The organism is Candidatus Zixiibacteriota bacterium, from assembly GCA_016933955.1.
In the GTDB taxonomy this organism is placed as follows: domain Bacteria; phylum Zixibacteria; class MSB-5A5; order GN15; family PGXB01; genus JAFGTT01.
On sequence record JAFGTT010000038.1, the window covers coordinates 102435 to 118375 of the forward strand.

The window sequence follows — 15941 nt, forward strand, 5'->3', positions numbered from 1 at the left end:
AGTATGTCCGGTGTATTTATCAAAATTGGGGAGTTTTTTACGAATAATGTACGGAATCTATCGGCATTGCTGTCGCTAAAGCGGCCGTATTCTATTTGAACATTTTGCCGGGATTATACAGACCGGCCGGATCGAATGCCTCTTTGATACTTTTCATATGGTCAATAGTGGCCCGGTCGAATTCCAGATGAAAAAAATCCTTTTTTGTCAGGCCGATTCCATGCTCGCCGGTCAGGGTGCCGCCGAGTTCCAGGGTTTTTTCGAAAAGGCTTAAAACCGCCCGATCAATCATCTCCATTACGTCAGGATCATCAGAAGAGGTCAAAAAGTTAACATGCAAATTACCGTCGCCGGCATGGCCATAGGCATTGGTTCGGATGGGATATTCCCGGCTCAGACCGGCGACGAAAGCCACCAGTTCCGAGAGACGTGAGGGCGGGACACAAACATCCTCGGCGATTTTATGCCGGGCCGATTCCTTGACAGCTTTGGAGATATTACGCCTGATTCGCCAAAGGCGCTCGGTTTGGGCCGGATCGTTTTCGCGATTCAGGTAAAGAATATTATTTTCACGGCAGATAGACTCAATATTATCAGCCTCCGCCAGGCGTTTATTTCCTGAGGTTTCGAAAAGAAGCACAGCTCCGACTTTATTGATGGCAATGGTTTTTTCATAGGCCATGGAACAAGCTATGGCATCGCCATCCATAAACTCCATTACAGCCGGGATAATCCCCCGGCGAGTGATTTCGGCCACGGTACGGGCCGCATCGGCCGGATCGGTAAAGGCGGCCAGAATGGTCGGACCGGTTTCGGGTTGGTCGATAAGGCTGACGGCAATTTCGGTAATGGCCGCCAAAAGTCCTTCGGAACCGATCATGATGCCGGTGAGATCGAACAGGTCGCCCTTTGAGTAAAAACCGGTTGTGAGAACCGCGCCATCGGCAATAACTGCCCTGAGACCAATAACATAGTCCTTGGTGACGCCGTATTTTTTACAGTGTAATCCGCCGGCGCATTCGGCCACATTGCCACCCAGAGTCGATTCCTCATAGCTGGCCGGATCGGGCGGGTAATATAATCCAAATCCGGCCGCCGCCTTCATCAATTCAATGGTTACCACTCCGGGACCGCAGAGAGCGATTTTATAATCGGGCAGAATTTCCAGCTTTTTCAAATTTTCCAGCGACAGCACCAGGCCGGAATGGACCGGAACGGCCCCTCCGGTATAACCGGTGCCGGCTCCGCGGAAGACAATCGGGATATTTTTATCGCGACAGAAATTGATGATAGCTATAATTTCCGACTCGCTGTCCGGAAAAGCTATGGCCGATGCGCGGACCTTTATTTCGGAAGCATCTCGGAAATAATCGGGATAATTATCGGTATCGAGAATAAGCCGCTCCCCAAACATATCTTTGAGAGCGGTCCATTTATCAATCGAATTATCAGTCATCCTTTTTAGTTACGGAAGGAGAGGATGTCGAAGCGGTATTGGACGGTTTAACCACCGGCCCCTTTTCTTTTTCAGAAGCTTTCTTATATGATTCGGAGCGGTAATCGGTCGAGTAGAAACCGGCTCCTTTGAGAAGAAAGCCAGCGCCGCCGGTGATAATTCTTTCCGTATAACCTCCGCATTCCGGACAAACCGTCACGGGATCATCCGTAATCGCCTGGAACTCTTCGAATTCATGTCCGCATTCGGTGCATTTGTATTGGTATGTCGGCATTGTCAATTTACCCCCAAAAAATATAAAATCACCAATCAGATAATTAAACAGGTAAAATCGAAAAAAGTTCGCCGGGTTATCATCCGTAACGCCAGCCACGGTCACGAACCAACCTGGAATTGGGTTTCCAATCGGTTAGCTTGCCTTCGGGTTTTTGGGCCGGAGGCGGCGTGGCGGTTTTCTTAACCGGTGACATATAGACTTTGGTCTCTTTTTCCGGGGCAATCCGATATGATTCCTCGGCGGCACTGATAATTTCGGGCAGTAATCCTTCCTCGGCGACCTTTTCGGTAAATTTCCGCCGCCCATCGGTCAGATCACGAAGATAATCGTTGATTTGATCCTGAGAATAATAATGCTCGGGATTGAATTTGCTCAGGTCGACGCCCTCGGCCGAGTTGATGACCTCAGTACCGAAAAGGCTCTCGCGGTATTTATTGGTTCCCCGCAGATCGCCGCGCTGAATAGCGGCCATTGTATCGATGGGCACCCGTTCCGTCTTGCGGACCATCTTTTTGCCGCCATCGGGCTGTATTTCAATTATTTCTCCCATGCCCCCGGTGTTATACTGGTAAAAAGCAACTTTGTCAGGATAATTGGAGGCCAGTTCCATTATGATCTTATAAAACATATTGACCTTCTGGGCCCGGGAACCGACAATAAAGGGATCGGTGCCCACAGTGCGAACCGACTCACCGGCTTTGGCCGGATTGGAGGCATAACTATGACTGGATTCACCCCACAGGTAAGCCAAAGCGGCCTGGATTGGTGACAGCCGTTGGGCGAAGGTCATAATGGTGTTCCGCCGGGTAATAAAGGCAAAAACCAATCCATCCAATTCCTCAATCGGCGGCAGATTTAATGATGGATACCAGATATCTTTCAAGGCAAAGGGCCAGTGACCGCGTTTTATCTTTAGTTGTTTGCGCATGATGACGGCCCGACCGTTACCGCACAGGTTTTCATCGAGGAAATCGGGTTTGCCGTCGGCGTCGATCATGACGTTTTCGTACAGGGCGCTTTTATGCACCAGAGCGTTATACATTGATTCCTGCAGTCTGGCATCGACATCGGTCTTAACAAAATAATTGAACTCAGAACCGTAGGCCGAACCATCATTTTTCAAAAAGCAGATATCATCCTGGCAAACCAGGGTTCGTTCCCCTTTTGACCAATCGAGCCCGAGCTGATGACAGGACCAGGTGCTTTTTCCCGTGGCCGAAAGGCCGAACAGAAAGACACCGTATCTTTTTAATTTGCCGCTTTTGGCATCACGAATAATAACTACCTTAGTACCGGCATGGAGACCGAGCATTCCCAGGGCACCGGCGGCATGCATCCCATTCCGCAGAAAGCCTTTTTTGTCCTCGCCCATGTAGTCGGAACCGAGGACAAGGGTAATATTATGATCGGGCAGCATCAGGACCTGCTGGCGGATCTGGTGTTCCTCGGGGATATGAATAAGGGTGAACTCCGGACCCGGGGTTTTAGTCACCGGCCCCATAGTATGTCCCCACATATAGGCCAGACGGTAATTTTTCAGGTCCGCGGTTGATATATAGAGGTTGCATTTGGGATTATATTCGGAATTGGAGCCCATCTGCCGCCGCAGGCGGACAATAGGCAGTGTTTCCACCAGGTGCAGCACTTTATCCAGTTCCTCGGGAGCCTTGGCGATGATTTTCTTTTTATTATCCGAGAGATGGTATTCGCAGACGCCTTCTGAACCGAGGTAAACCGTTTTTTCTGCAATTCGGCTGGAAACCGAGGAACGCCACCCCCAGGAGCCAAACCTTGTTTGAGTGCCGGTTTGACAAGCGGGATCACGCAGGTCATCCAGTCGGGTATCCTGAATATTGGATCCGGGATTGTCCAGACGGCGTTTCAAATCCCGGGCGAACCGAGCATATAATCCGACATCGTAAATCGAATCAGACATGGTTATAAACCCTTCGCCAAAATTTCATCATTGTCGAAAAAGAATGCCACCTCGGTTTTGGCCGTGGCCTCGCTGTCGGATCCATGGACGACATTCTTTTCCACCGAGGTGCCGAATTCACGGCGGATGGTATTATATTTGGCCCGAGCCGGATCAGTGGCGCCCATTAGTTCCCGCCATTTTTCAATAGCGCCATGCCCGCCGATAACCATAACCACAATCGGGCCCGAGGTCATGAATTCCACCAGTGATTTATAAAAGGGCTTACCCTCGTGGACGGCGTAGAATTTCTCGGCCTGATCCCCGGCCAGTTTGAGGACTTTCAATCCTCGAATAATCAGACCGGAATTTTCTATTCGCTCGATTACTTTTCCGATTAACTTACGGCGGACTCCGTCCGGTTTGATGATACCCAGTGTATTGGCCATCTCCTGATCTCCTCTATATCAACTCCCGGAGACGACCTTTAAGCGTTTCCGGAGGTATTGCGGCAATATTTACTTTATAGGCATTGGTCACCCGGAACAACTGATGGAAATTGCGACGTTGCAGATCTTCATAATCGACCGATGATCCGAGAATATACGGATTGAAGAACGGCTGCATTTTGAAAGGAGTCATTCCTGCCCCTGACGGAGTTCGGTATTTACCCTCGGTGATCAATTCCAGGGCTTTTTCGGCGATCAGTTTTTCCACCGCCGGGGCGTTCGGTTCATAACCGAGTATGACAACAGCTTTCAGGCGTGACCGTTTGACATAACGATTAGGTCCGGCAATCCAGGCCGGATCAACCAGCGCTCTTGAATCCTTACTGCCCCAGTAGCAGTATGGTTCGCCGAGATCGAGCGGACATTCGTCACCAAGTTCCTTGAGATTGGTCCAGTCGGCCCGCCGGGTGACCACGTTTTCGCACTTACTCCTATCGAAAATTCTGGCATAGTGCGGGAATTTCTGAGCGACATCGGTTTTGAAATAGAATTTTCTCTCCGGGGCATCGGCAATGGCCTCGTTACCCCGATAGCGGACAAAGACCCAGTCATTAGATAGGAACCGAGCTTTGTCATCCTCGAGTAGTCGGACGAACAGGGAGCCGCGACTCATTCCTTTGGGTCCTATCAGGGCCAGGCCTTTTCCACCGAAATCAAGGCAGGCGGCCCGGACACCATGAACATCGAGTAATCGCTCGCTGGCCATTGCCACCATTCCCAGGGCCAGACTGCGAACCTGGCCATAGTAGCCGGTATTGAAAAGAATGGCCGTACGCATTTCGGGGCAGTAATAACCATACGAAGTGCGACCGGGAATGCCATCCACGGCATAGATAATACCGTGTGGTTCAACATCTGATTCCAGCGTAGCCGGGTACCAATTCTCGACCCAGAAATCATAAAGATGAGGGACATTGGTTCGCAACTGAATGATGATGCCGTTGATATTGGCATTCCATTCAAAATAGCGGTCAAACGGCAGATTGGCCTCGGCCTCTTGAACCAGAATGTCACGCTCTTCAATTGTAACGGCCGGATTGATTTCGATATTCCCCTGCGGGTGAGTCATAACATTTTGAAGGGCCACCCGTTTATATTTGGGCGATTCGGTAAGACGAGCCATAGCCTCGATAATCCGATCAGTCCCCGCCTCGATTTTATCCATCGAGGTGGCGTAGGACAGACGGATGTTATCATCGGAACCGAAGGCACTTCCCGGTACAACGGCCACCGAGGCTTCCTTGAGCAGGTAATAACTTAAACCGTAGGAGTTGCGGATTTTCATGCCCCCGAATTCAGTATTATAGTAGGACGAGGTATTAGGGAAGAGGTAGAAAGCGCCTTCCGGTTTATGGCATGATATATTGGGGATTCGATTAAGTTTGCTCATCATATAATTTCGCCGTGTCTGGAATTCGGCCACCATGCGGTTGATTTCCGATTGATGACCTGAAAGAGCTTCAACCGCCGCCTTTTGAGCAATCGAGTTAGCGTTCGAGGTGGTATGCGACTGAACAATACTCATGGCAGATATGATCTCGCGTGGCCCGGCGGCGTAGCCGATCCGCCATCCGGTCATGGAATAGGATTTGGAAACGCCGTCAATAATAACGGTCTTTTCCTTTATTTTATCGCTGAGAGAGGCTACCGAGGTGAACCTGTAGCCGTCATAGATGACTTTGCCGTATATTTCATCGGCCACAATCAGTAATCCTTCGGCGGCCGCGATCTCGCAAATTTCCTGCAACTGCTCGCGGGTATAGGCCGAACCGGTGGGATTGCCGGGATTGTTAATGATAATTGCCTTGGTGTTGAAATTCAGATTGGCTTTCAGCTCCTCGGGTGTGAGACGAAAACCGTTTTCCTCACGAGTGGGAACAATCACCGGTTTGCCTTTAACCATCAGAACCTGCTGGGGGTAGGAAACCCAGTAGGGCGCCGGGATAATGACTTCCTCATCCCGGTTGAGGATAGACATGAACAGATTATACAGGCATTGTTTGGCTCCGCTCGAGACGATTATTTCATTCCCGCTGTAATTCAGGCCATGGTCTTCTTTAAGACGCGCCCGGATGGCGGCTTTCAGTTCCGGGATACCATCGTTGGCGGTATATTTGGTAAAATTATCATCGATCGCCTTTTTGGCGGCATTTTTAATATCCGCTGGTGTCGGGAAATCGGGCTCCCCGACGGAAAAATCGATAACATCAATGCCCTCGGCTGTCATCGCCTTGGCTTTGGCATTAATCCGGAGAGTCGGGGAAAGCTCGAGGCGTCCGATTCTATTGGAAATCATCGCTTACCCCTTATTTCTGACCATCTGCCGAAGACGATTTTTTCGGAGTCTCGGTCGAGCCTTCCTTCTTTTTGTCGCCCAGCTTCCGGAGCCAGTCTTCCAGGTCGAAACCCGAGAGTGACTTTACAACCATCGGCAACTGCGACATCATCGAAGCCACCTCGCCGGTGATTTTGGAGGTACCCATTTTACCGTCATTGGAGACCATGACGATTTTGTCGATTTTAGACAGCGGCGCGGCCATTTCACGGGCCAGTTCGGGCAGTCGTTCGATAATCATCTGCAGAACGGCCGGTTGCGAATAGGCATTCCATGATTCGGCTTTGAGGCGCATGGCCTTGGCCTCGGCCTGACCGACTTTTTCAACCAGTTCGGCTTCTATCAAACCCTGGAGCCGTTTGGCCTCAGCCATACCTTTGGCCTCGGCTTCCAGCCGGAATCGTTCGGCCTCGGCCGGTTTTCGGACTTTGGCCTCGAGTTCCTGTTCGACCCGGTCAATTTCCTTTTTCTCCAGGGCAATGGCGGAATCTTTCTCGATAATTTTAATTTTGGATTCTTCGGTTTTAAGCTCCTGAGTCAGTTTGTTGCGTTGCAGTTCATAAGCAAAATCAGCATCAGCTTTCTTGAAATTCAATTCCTTCTGTAATTCGGCGCGTTTCAAATCGAATGACTGGCCGGCCTTGGCCACTTCAGTGTCGGCCTGAATCTTGGCGATATCTCCCTCTTTTTTGGCAACGGCCGATTTTATAATGGCATCGCGGGCCGCTTCCGCTTCGGCCACCTCGGCATCACGCCGGGCCTGGACGATTTTCGGTTTTCCGAGAGCTTCAAGATAACCCGACGGATCGGTAATTTCCTTGAGGTTGAAGGATAAAAGCTTCAGCCCCATATTGGTAAAGTAATCATTGACATCATCAAAGACGGCGCGGGCAAAATCCTTGCGGTTTTTGTTGATCGATTCCAGAGGCATCGTCCCAATCAAAGCGCGGGTCGAACCTTCCAGCGTCCGCAGGGCCACATCGCGAATTTCCGAGACAGGCATACCCAGAAATTGTTCAGCGGCGAGATGGATCGAAGCCTCGTCACCGGCAATTTTGACTTCCGCCGTTCCTTTAACGGTGGATCGGATCCCATTGGTCGAGATAGCGTCATCCACCTTTATTTCCATAGGGATGATTTCCAGGGGAAGAACCTGCGCCTGTTCGATAAACGGTTTGACAAAGGTTCCGCCACCGATACGAATCCGATAACCCACCTGGCGTGAAGTGCCATCGGGCAACTTGATCGTCCGTTTCCTGCCCCCCGAAATAATTAGCACTTCACTGGGGCCGACTTTTCGATAGTTTTTGAAGACGATAAAAATGATCGCCGCTATAATAACAACGGCCACGATAATGATAATTAAGAGGGAACTCACTTCTACACTCTCCTACCAGAATGATTTAAGGCGGCGTAATAACGCCGCCGGGTAATTAAATTAAAGTCAAAAGAAACACCTTCCGTCCGGCAAAGTCAAACGCTTTTTAGTCCTTTGCAAGTGACCCGTTTTATTTCATCAGCATAGCTATGGCGGTAACATCGACAATATCCCTTGCCGAACACCCGCGTGACAGATCGTTCATCGGCAACCGCAGACCCTGGACAATCGGTCCGGTGGCACTGGCTTTGGCCAATCTCTGGGTCAATTTATAGGCAATATTGCCGGCATCGAGATCGGGGAAAATCAAAACATTGGCGTCCCCCTGGATCACCGATCCGGGCGCCTTTTTCACCGCCACCTCGGGAACAATGGCGGCATCAACCTGAAGTTCTCCATCGACTTTCAGCTCCGGATGCTCTTTTTTAATAATGGCCAGAGCCTTCAGGACTTTGTCCACATCAGGGTGGCTGGCCGAGCCCTTGGTTGAAAACGACAGCATGGCCACTTTCGGTTCCTCGCCGACAAGGTTTTTCATCGTTCTGGCGGTCGATACGGCTATCGAGGCCAGCTGTTCGGCATTGGGATTAGGCACCACGGCTCCATCGGCATAGAGAAACACCTTGTTAACCTGGCCGCGATACTCGGGAACGGTCATCATAAAGGCCCCCGACACGGTTTTTATTCCCGGAGCCAGACCGATTACCTGGATAGCGGCCCGCATCACATCGCCGGTGGTATTTACGGCCCCGCAGACACAGCCATCAGCCAGATTCTTGTGCACCATCATAGCACCAAAATGGAGAACCTGTTTCATGGCCTCGGAGGCCTGGTCTTTGGTGATTCCTTTATGCTGGCGGAGTTTGAAAAACTCCTCGGTGAAACCATCATGCAGATCGGAATCGGCTGGATCAATTACCGTGACTGAACCGAGATTCAAACCATGCTCTTTGGCCAGCTTCCCGATTTCGTTTTTATCGCCAAGAATGATAACGCCCGCGATTTTCTCATCAATAATTTCTTTCGCGGCCAGGATGGTTCGCGCATCGGTTCCTTCGGGCAAAACCACCTTTCTGTTCTTGGCATGGGCCTTGGCCCGGATGGAATCCAGGATGTTGATGGCTTTTTCTTTTTTATCAGACATTGTATCTTACTCCTCAATAGTGTATATACGGGACCGGGTATATGGGTTAATTTTCGTTAAAATCGGGATTGGACAGGTACGCTTCGATAAATTTATCAATATGGCCATCCATTACCGCCTGGATATTCGAAGTTTCCACCTCGGTTCGATGGTCTTTCACCAGGTTGTAGGGATGGAAAACATAACTGCGTATCTGGCTACCCCATTCTATTTTCTTTTTGGATTTTTCCATGGCCTCCTGTTTTTTTCGCTGTTCCTCCAGTTCCATCTGGTAGAGTCGGGAGCGCAACATTTTCATGGCCGTCGATCGATTTTTAAGCTGGCTTCGTTCATTCTGGCACTGAACCACAATTCCGGTCGGAATATGGGTAATGCGGACGGCCGACGAGGTCTTATTAACGTGCTGGCCTCCGGCTCCGGAGGAGCGGTAGGTGTCCACCCGCAAATCATCATCCTTAATATCGATTTCGATTGAATCATCGACCTCAGGATAAACATAAATCGAAACGAAGGAAGTGTGACGGCGGCTGTTAGCATCGAAAGGAGAAATTCTAACCAGGCGATGTACCCCCGATTCAGCTTTGAGAAAACCGTAAGCGTATTCCCCCTCGATTTCCATGGTGGCTGATTTTAATCCGGCCTCTTCACCGGCTATATAATCCAGCAAAGTGACTTTAAAACCCTTGATTTCGCACCATCGGTTGTACATACGAAAAAGCATATCAGCCCAATCCTGCGATTCGGTTCCGCCGGCACCGGGATGGATGGTGAGAATGGCATTGCTGGCATCATCGCGGCCGGAGAGTAACGTAAGAAATTCGAACTCCTTGACGTTTTCAGCCAATTGTTCGAGAGAATCATTTATTTCATCGATCTCCGAACTGCTGCTACTGTCTTCAGACAATATCAGCAATTCCTCCAGATCGGCCAGTTCGGTACTCAGCCGATCAATTTTATCGATCCATCGTTTATGTTCTGAAATTTCTTTTAAAACCGTCTGAGCCGACTGATTGTCATTCCAGAAATCTGGTGAAGTTGTTTTTTGCTCCAAATTGTTAATTTTTTCACGACGTCCCTCGATGTCAAAGAAACCTCCTGAGTTTGGAAAGTCGTGTGCTTAAGTCACTTATATATTCCCTGGAATCTGTGATCATATCCTTAACCTCGCAAAATATTATATATATCTATTTTTTTAAATGTCAATTCATATCATATTTTTAATTTTCCCGAATTATGATTTTTATCCGGTTCCGTTCGTATTTTATGTTTTAACCGGATATCCGGCGGGAAACCCGATTGGATGGCAACAATTAATTGACAAGCAAGCTTTTATGGATATTTTAAAGCATAAATTCCAATATCAATATGGTAAAAAGAATGAAAATTGAAACCATTTCCGTAAGTTCTTTTGAAACCAACTGTTATCTGGCCTGGGCAGTCGATAATCGGGCTTGTGCCGTGATCGATCCGGGGGATGAAGATGAACGGATTATCGAACGAATCGATCAGCTTGGTCTTGAACCAGGCGCCATTTTGTTGACCCATGGGCATGCCGATCATATCGGGGCGGTTGGCCCGATTAAAGATAAATATGGAATACCGCTTTATATCGGGTGTGGTGACGAGTCGATGCTATTGTCACCTTCGGCCAATATCTCAGCTTATTTCGGTCACCAGATTATTTGCCCGGCGGCCGATGAGATTGTCGGTGATGGAGATGTTTTTAAGATCGGATCCATGAGTTTCACGGTGATAGCCGCACCCGGCCATTCGCCCGGAGGAATCTGTTATTTCATCGATAAATATTTGTTTTGCGGGGACACGCTTTTCCGCGGTTCGATCGGTCGAACCGATCTTCCGGGCGGGGATTATTCACAACTGATTGAGTCCATTGACCGCAATATCCTGACGCTACCTGATGAAGTTATTTGCTTTCCGGGTCATGGTCCGGCAACTACCGTCGGTGAGGAACGGAAAGGCAACCCATTTTTAACCGGCAGACGATTTGTTTGACAGAGGAGTCTATTATGCATAAAGATCATTATGCCCTGGCCGATTATCATGTCCATCCCGATTTTTCCTTCGATGCCCAGGGAACGCTGGCTGAGCATTGTGAGGCGGCCCGCAAGCGGGGAATTGCGGAAATATGTTTTACTTCACATTATGATACCAATCCGGTTCTTTCCGAAAAAACCAGGCAGATTAGAGTCGCCGGTGAAATGTTGCCGACCACGGTGGAGAATTTCCGTCATTACGTAGAGGCTGTCGCCCACATCGGGGCAGAATCACCAATGGTGATCAAATGCGGGGTCGAAGCCGGCTATTATCCGGGCTGTGAGGAGGAAATATCCAGATTATTCAAGACCTATCGATTCGATTATAAACTGGGTGCGGTTCATGAGGTTGGGGATTTTAATATTTGTAATCCCAATCACTTCGAGGATGGTCATAAGGAATTGCCGCTAGGCAGTCTGCTGGATCGTTATTTTGAGGTTGTTGATCGGGCGGTGGAAAGCCGTTTATTCGATGTTATCGCCCACCTCGATATGTATAAATGGTATGGGTTGAAATATTACGGGGAAGATTTATTGACGGCTCATCGCGGGCGAATCGAACCAATCCTGGAAAAAATGGCCGATTATAACATCGGGATCGAGATCAACACAGCGGCTGTTCGTAAGGGACACAAAGAGTACTATCCCTCAATGGATATCGTCAACTTGGCCCGAGCGGCGGGAGTAAGGATCGCCGCGATCGGATCCGATGCCCATAAGCCGGACGAGATCGGTTATGATTTTGATGGAGCAATGGCAATCGCCTATGAGTTGTTTCCCTATTGCAACGAATAGGCCGGGGAAGGCCGATGGCGGGTAAAACATTCCGGCTGAAAAGAGGTTTCTATCTAAGACCGACGCTCGAGGTCGCCCGCGATTTGATCGGCAAGGAACTGGTGTTTGAAAACGGCGGAAAACGCCTTGCGGCCCGACTGATGGAAGTCGAAGCATATATCGGCGAGGATGATCCGGCTTGCCATGCGGCGGTGGGACCGACAGATCGTAACCGGGTGATGTACGGCCGGGGAGGATTCAGCTATATTTATTTCATCTACGGGATGTATTATTGTCTCAATGTCGTAACTGAAAAAGCCGGTTTCCCGGCCGCGGTTTTGATACGGGGTGCGGTGCCGCTTGAGGGAATTGAAATTATGAAATCACATTTCGACCAGCCTTGCTCAGGCCGGTTGACCGATGGCCCCGGCAAGCTATGCCGAGCTTTCGGACTGACGCGCGAGCATAACGGTTTGGATCTGGTCAACGGCCCGCTGTACCTGATCGACAGCGGTTATGAACCTTCCGGAATAGAACATTCGGGACGTATTGGAATAAAAAAAGGAACCGGGAGACTCTGGCGGTTTTTTGAACCTTCGGATCATATTTCGGTTAAACGGGTAAAGACGGTTTAATTACGGTAATTCAGGGAGCAGGGAAATATGCCCGGGAAAATAAGATTTTATGACGTTATTTATGCATGATTAAGAAAGGATTTTAAAATTGTTCGGTTCCGATTTTTTTCGCATGGCTCTGCTGGCCGCCCCGGTGATTTTCTTCTCACTGACGGTGCATGAGTTTTTCCATGCTTATCTGGCCTACCGTTTCGGGGATACCACGGCTAAAGATATGGGGCGACTGACACTCAATCCTCTGGCCCATCTGGATTTATTCGGGACCCTGATGATATTTATCTCGCAGTTTCATTTCGGCTGGGCCAAACCGGTACCGGTCAATCCTTTTAATCTACGCAATCCCCGCCAAGCCGATTTCTGGATTTCAGCGGCGGGACCGCTTTCAAATATGGGGCTGGGATTAATATTCGGTTTGTTATATCGATTGACATCATCAGGTATGCTTATTCAGTCGACGGCATTGAACACGGTTATGTTTTACGGGGTACAAATTAATGTTGCGCTGGCCTTCTTCAATTTGATCCCTTTGTTTCCTCTCGATGGTTCCCATATTCTGTCATCGGTACTTCCGGCCCGCTACGAACCGCAACTGGAGAGTTTTCAAAGATTCGGACCATTTATTTTAATTATCCTGATTGTGGCGGGAGCGGTATGGATGGTTCTGGGACCGTTTGTTCTGTTCTTTGTCGGCCTTTTTACCGGGATAACAATTTGATTGCCGGAAACTTCAAAGGATTAATACTGATGGTCGGCGGTCTCGTTATGGGACTGCTTCTAACAGGGTGTTCTCTGGCCAATCGGCAAAAATCCGGAGGCCAGCCGATTGAAACGGAACTGAACCTTCCAGCGGGAAAGGGAGATGCTTTCCTGTACGATGCCAGAATTTATCGCGATGGTCGCAAGAATTCGGTCCGCCTCGATGTTTATCGGTATGCCGACAGTCTCAGTGTGTTTGCAAGAGGCTATCTGGGCAAAGGGGTCCTGAAGGGTTTTATCCGGGGCGATTCGGTGCTAGCCTATTTTCCGACCGAAGATCAGTATTTTTACGGCCGGCTGGCGGATATTCTGCCCGGCACCTGCGCCGCCGGGACGGAACTGGAAAAACTGCTGGTTGAGTTGTTTTTTCGGACGCCCGATGAAATGCAGTTGAATTTTGAAGACCTCTATTTGACAGTCGTGAAAGAATCCCGGAAGGAGAGAATTTACAGATTAACGGCGCGAGGATGCCCCGAGAGTATCGAATTGCACTATGATCTCAAAGAACATTGTTATCTTCTGGAGAAAATAGAATATTCCAATCCCGATGAGTCTTTGAAATTTATGGCCGAACGCCGCCGCCAGAAACTCAACATCGATCTCCCGGCCGAGAAGAAATCGGTTTCGATACCGGAAACGGCCACAAGAATTTATCCGTAATCATAAGCTCCGGTTGACTTTTTAAATACATTTCACATATTGATGGTTTATAGTAATCGGGAATTTATAGTGCTGATTATGATTGAATAATATGAGTCTGATGAGAAGAACATTCGGATGTCTGAGACCCTATCTGGGTCGTCTGATTATATCATCAGTCTCGGCGGCCATTCATGCTCTTCTGGCGGGATTGTTTGTCTGGCTGGCCGGTCCGCTTCTGATGACGCTTTTCCAAACCGGAGATATAACAACGGTATCGAACCGGACCGAACCGATTGTTAATGTTCAATCATCACCTTCATCACCATCGGATAAATCTTCCGGCGTGGTTAACGACCTCGAGAAAAAGCTCGATTTCCTGGCTCGAACGAAAAACAGCCTCAAAGAGAAGTTGAATGAGCATGTTTCCGGGGATGATCGGCGGGGAACGCTGGTTAATTTCTGCATCCTGATAATCATTATTACCATCGCCTCCAATTTTTTCCTGTATATACAGGGTTTTTTCATGGCTTATATCCAGCAATCGGTAATTCGGGATTTCCGCAACCGGTTGTTCGAGAAATACCAATCGCTGTCACTCAGTTATTTTCATAAGCAGAGGACCGGGCAACTTGTTTCGCGGGTAACCAATGATGTCATTGTCCTTAATGAGACGGTTGATCTGGGCTTTAACCGCTTGGTGATTGATTCGCTGACGGTTGTTATTTTGACGGCCTTTCTGGTTTTGCTCTCATGGAAATTGACTCTCCTGGCCGCCCTGGTTCTGCCTCTGGTTTTCGGATTTATATACTGGATGGGCCGCAAGTTACGCCGGTACTCGGCCCGGTCACAGGAAAAAATGGCCGATGTCAACTCGGTTTTGGAGGAGACGGTCTCCAATATCAGGATAGTCAAGGCCTATGCCATGGAGCAATTTGAAATCCGGAAGTTTTTCAAAGCCACCTCGGACTATTTTCGGGCGTTGGTTCGGATGACCCGTATTCGGCATCTGGCTTCGCCGGTCAATGATATTTTGATAGTCGCCGCCGGAATATTGATCCTCCTTTACGCCGGAAGCAGAATAATCAACGGCGGGGGGGAGATGGATGCCGGAGATTTTATGACTTTTGTCATTGCCATGTTTTCCCTGATAAAACCGGTCAAGAATCTATTTCAGATACATATCAAACTCCAGGAAGGTATGGCGGCGGCCGAGAGAATATTCGAGGTTGTCGATACGCCGATTCAGGTGCAGGAAAAGCCGGGAGCCATCGTGAAAACCCGATTTGAATCGGTAATAAAATACGAGAATGTCTCTTTTGCCTATCAAAGCGGCTCTCCGGTCATCTCCAATATTGATCTTGAGGTCGGCAAAGGCGGGGTGGTTGCCCTGGTGGGACCGTCGGGGGCAGGGAAATCGACCCTGTTCGATTTACTGCCAAGGTTTTATGATCCGACCGAAGGACGGATCACGATTGACGGCGTTGATATTCGCGACCTGACTCTGAATTCGCTGAGGGGGATGCTGGGGATTGTCACCCAGGAAACATATTTATTCAATGACTCCATACAGAACAATATTGCTTATGGGCTGGAGGATGTTACTTCGGAGCAGATAATCGAGGCGGCGCGGGCGGCCAATGCCCATGATTTCATCAGTGAGTTCAAACACCGGTATGAGACTCAGGTGGGTAACCGGGGAGTCCGTCTGTCTGGCGGTCAGCGCCAGAGGATTGCGATTGCCCGGGCGTTATTGAAAAATCCACAGATTTTGATTTTTGACGAGGCTACCTCGGCGCTCGATACCGAATCGGAGCTTCTGGTACAGGAGGCGATCGAGAGGTTAATGCAGGATCGGACGACGCTGGTGATTGCCCATCGCCTGTCAACCATTGTCAATGCCGACCGGATTGTGGTTATCGAACGCGGACGGATAATAGAGAGGGGCCGGCACGAGGATCTTATCCGAAAGTCGGGTCTGTATCATAGACTTTATATGATGCAGTTTAAAAACGGCCAGGAGGAAACCGGTTCGCCCGGACCGATTACGGCCGGATAGATTCGGGATG

General features: G+C 49.2%; 14 protein-coding genes. 6 read left to right on the top strand and 8 right to left on the bottom strand.

Features of this window, described 5'->3' with window-relative positions; translation table 11 throughout:
- Window positions 1-91 precede the first annotated feature (91 nt).
- The 8 genes from JXQ28_14300 to prfB form a co-directional block, all read right to left on the bottom strand.
- Complete coding sequence (locus JXQ28_14300; protein MBN2278904.1) at window positions 92-1456, bottom strand: FAD-binding protein; 1365 nt, start codon at window positions 1454-1456, stop codon at window positions 92-94.
- Entirely contained in the window at window positions 1449-1730 is a 282-nt protein-coding gene (locus JXQ28_14305) for a zinc ribbon domain-containing protein (GenBank protein MBN2278905.1), read from the bottom strand. The genes JXQ28_14300 and JXQ28_14305 overlap by 8 nt, the downstream gene beginning before the upstream one ends.
- Window positions 1731-1809: 79 nt before the next feature.
- A complete protein-coding gene (locus tag JXQ28_14310; GenBank protein ID MBN2278906.1) occupies window positions 1810-3669 on the bottom strand; it encodes a phosphoenolpyruvate carboxykinase (ATP) in 1860 nt (619 codons plus the stop codon).
- A 2-nt stretch (window positions 3670-3671) separates the two neighbouring features.
- Complete coding sequence (ndk, locus tag JXQ28_14315) at window positions 3672-4097, bottom strand: nucleoside-diphosphate kinase (protein ID MBN2278907.1); 426 nt, start codon at window positions 4095-4097, stop codon at window positions 3672-3674.
- 13 nt (window positions 4098-4110) lie between these two features.
- Entirely contained in the window at window positions 4111-6453 is a 2343-nt protein-coding gene (locus JXQ28_14320) for a pyridoxal phosphate-dependent aminotransferase (protein ID MBN2278908.1), read from the bottom strand.
- A 10-nt stretch (window positions 6454-6463) separates the two neighbouring features.
- Window positions 6464-7870: a flotillin gene (locus tag JXQ28_14325; protein ID MBN2278909.1), complete on the bottom strand. Its 1407-nt coding sequence runs from the start codon at window positions 7868-7870 to the stop codon at window positions 6464-6466.
- Between the two features lie 130 nt (window positions 7871-8000).
- Complete coding sequence (pta, locus tag JXQ28_14330; GenBank protein MBN2278910.1) at window positions 8001-8990, bottom strand: phosphate acetyltransferase; 990 nt, start codon at window positions 8988-8990, stop codon at window positions 8001-8003.
- A gap of 70 nt (window positions 8991-9060) precedes the next feature.
- Window positions 9061-10168, bottom strand: a protein-coding gene (gene prfB, locus JXQ28_14335) for a peptide chain release factor 2 (protein MBN2278911.1) whose coding sequence is annotated in 2 segments (ribosomal slippage) — window positions 9061-10107 and window positions 10109-10168 — 1107 coding nt in all. Because the reading frame shifts where the segments join, the coding sequence is not laid out codon by codon here.
- 223 nt (window positions 10169-10391) lie between these two features.
- Here prfB and JXQ28_14340 point away from each other — a divergent pair.
- The 6 genes from JXQ28_14340 to JXQ28_14365 all read left to right on the top strand — a co-directional run bounded on the left by JXQ28_14340 (window position 10392) and on the right by JXQ28_14365 (window position 15931).
- A complete protein-coding gene (locus JXQ28_14340) occupies window positions 10392-11027 on the top strand; it encodes an MBL fold metallo-hydrolase (protein MBN2278912.1) in 636 nt (211 codons plus the stop codon).
- Between the two features lie 14 nt (window positions 11028-11041).
- Window positions 11042-11863 carry a histidinol-phosphatase HisJ family protein gene (locus JXQ28_14345; protein ID MBN2278913.1) on the top strand — a complete coding sequence of 274 codons (822 nt, stop codon included), beginning with the start codon at window positions 11042-11044 and terminating at the stop codon, window positions 11861-11863.
- A 14-nt stretch (window positions 11864-11877) separates the two neighbouring features.
- Window positions 11878-12477 carry a DNA-3-methyladenine glycosylase gene (locus tag JXQ28_14350; GenBank protein MBN2278914.1) on the top strand — a complete coding sequence of 200 codons (600 nt, stop codon included), beginning with the start codon at window positions 11878-11880 and terminating at the stop codon, window positions 12475-12477.
- Window positions 12478-12565: 88 nt separating this feature from the next.
- The gene (locus tag JXQ28_14355; GenBank protein ID MBN2278915.1) at window positions 12566-13192 is read left to right on the top strand and encodes a site-2 protease family protein; all 627 of its coding nucleotides are present in this window, start codon (window positions 12566-12568) and stop codon (window positions 13190-13192) included.
- Window positions 13189-13893 carry a hypothetical protein gene (locus JXQ28_14360; GenBank protein MBN2278916.1) on the top strand — a complete coding sequence of 235 codons (705 nt, stop codon included), beginning with the start codon at window positions 13189-13191 and terminating at the stop codon, window positions 13891-13893. The genes JXQ28_14355 and JXQ28_14360 overlap by 4 nt, the downstream gene beginning before the upstream one ends.
- 100 nt (window positions 13894-13993) lie before the next feature.
- Window positions 13994-15931 carry an ABC transporter ATP-binding protein gene (locus JXQ28_14365; GenBank protein MBN2278917.1) on the top strand — a complete coding sequence of 646 codons (1938 nt, stop codon included), beginning with the start codon at window positions 13994-13996 and terminating at the stop codon, window positions 15929-15931.
- Window positions 15932-15941: the final 10 nt, after the last annotated feature.

What these genes read in the sequence shown, in the direction of transcription:
- JXQ28_14300 (MBN2278904.1), bottom strand. Translation starts at nt 1,456, where the DNA reads ATGACTGATAATTCGATTGATAAATGGACCGCTCTCAAAGATATGTTT.
- JXQ28_14305 (MBN2278905.1), bottom strand. Translation starts at nt 1,730, where the DNA reads ATGCCGACATACCAATACAAATGCACCGAATGCGGACATGAATTCGAA.
- JXQ28_14310 (MBN2278906.1), bottom strand. Translation starts at nt 3,669, where the DNA reads ATGTCTGATTCGATTTACGATGTCGGATTATATGCTCGGTTCGCCCGG.
- ndk (MBN2278907.1), bottom strand. Translation starts at nt 4,097, where the DNA reads ATGGCCAATACACTGGGTATCATCAAACCGGACGGAGTCCGCCGTAAG.
- JXQ28_14320 (MBN2278908.1), bottom strand. Translation starts at nt 6,453, where the DNA reads ATGATTTCCAATAGAATCGGACGCCTCGAGCTTTCCCCGACTCTCCGG.
- JXQ28_14340 (MBN2278912.1), top strand. Translation starts at nt 10,392, where the DNA reads ATGAAAATTGAAACCATTTCCGTAAGTTCTTTTGAAACCAACTGTTAT.
- JXQ28_14345 (MBN2278913.1), top strand. Translation starts at nt 11,042, where the DNA reads ATGCATAAAGATCATTATGCCCTGGCCGATTATCATGTCCATCCCGAT.
- JXQ28_14350 (MBN2278914.1), top strand. Translation starts at nt 11,878, where the DNA reads ATGGCGGGTAAAACATTCCGGCTGAAAAGAGGTTTCTATCTAAGACCG.
- JXQ28_14365 (MBN2278917.1), top strand. Translation starts at nt 13,994, where the DNA reads ATGAGAAGAACATTCGGATGTCTGAGACCCTATCTGGGTCGTCTGATT.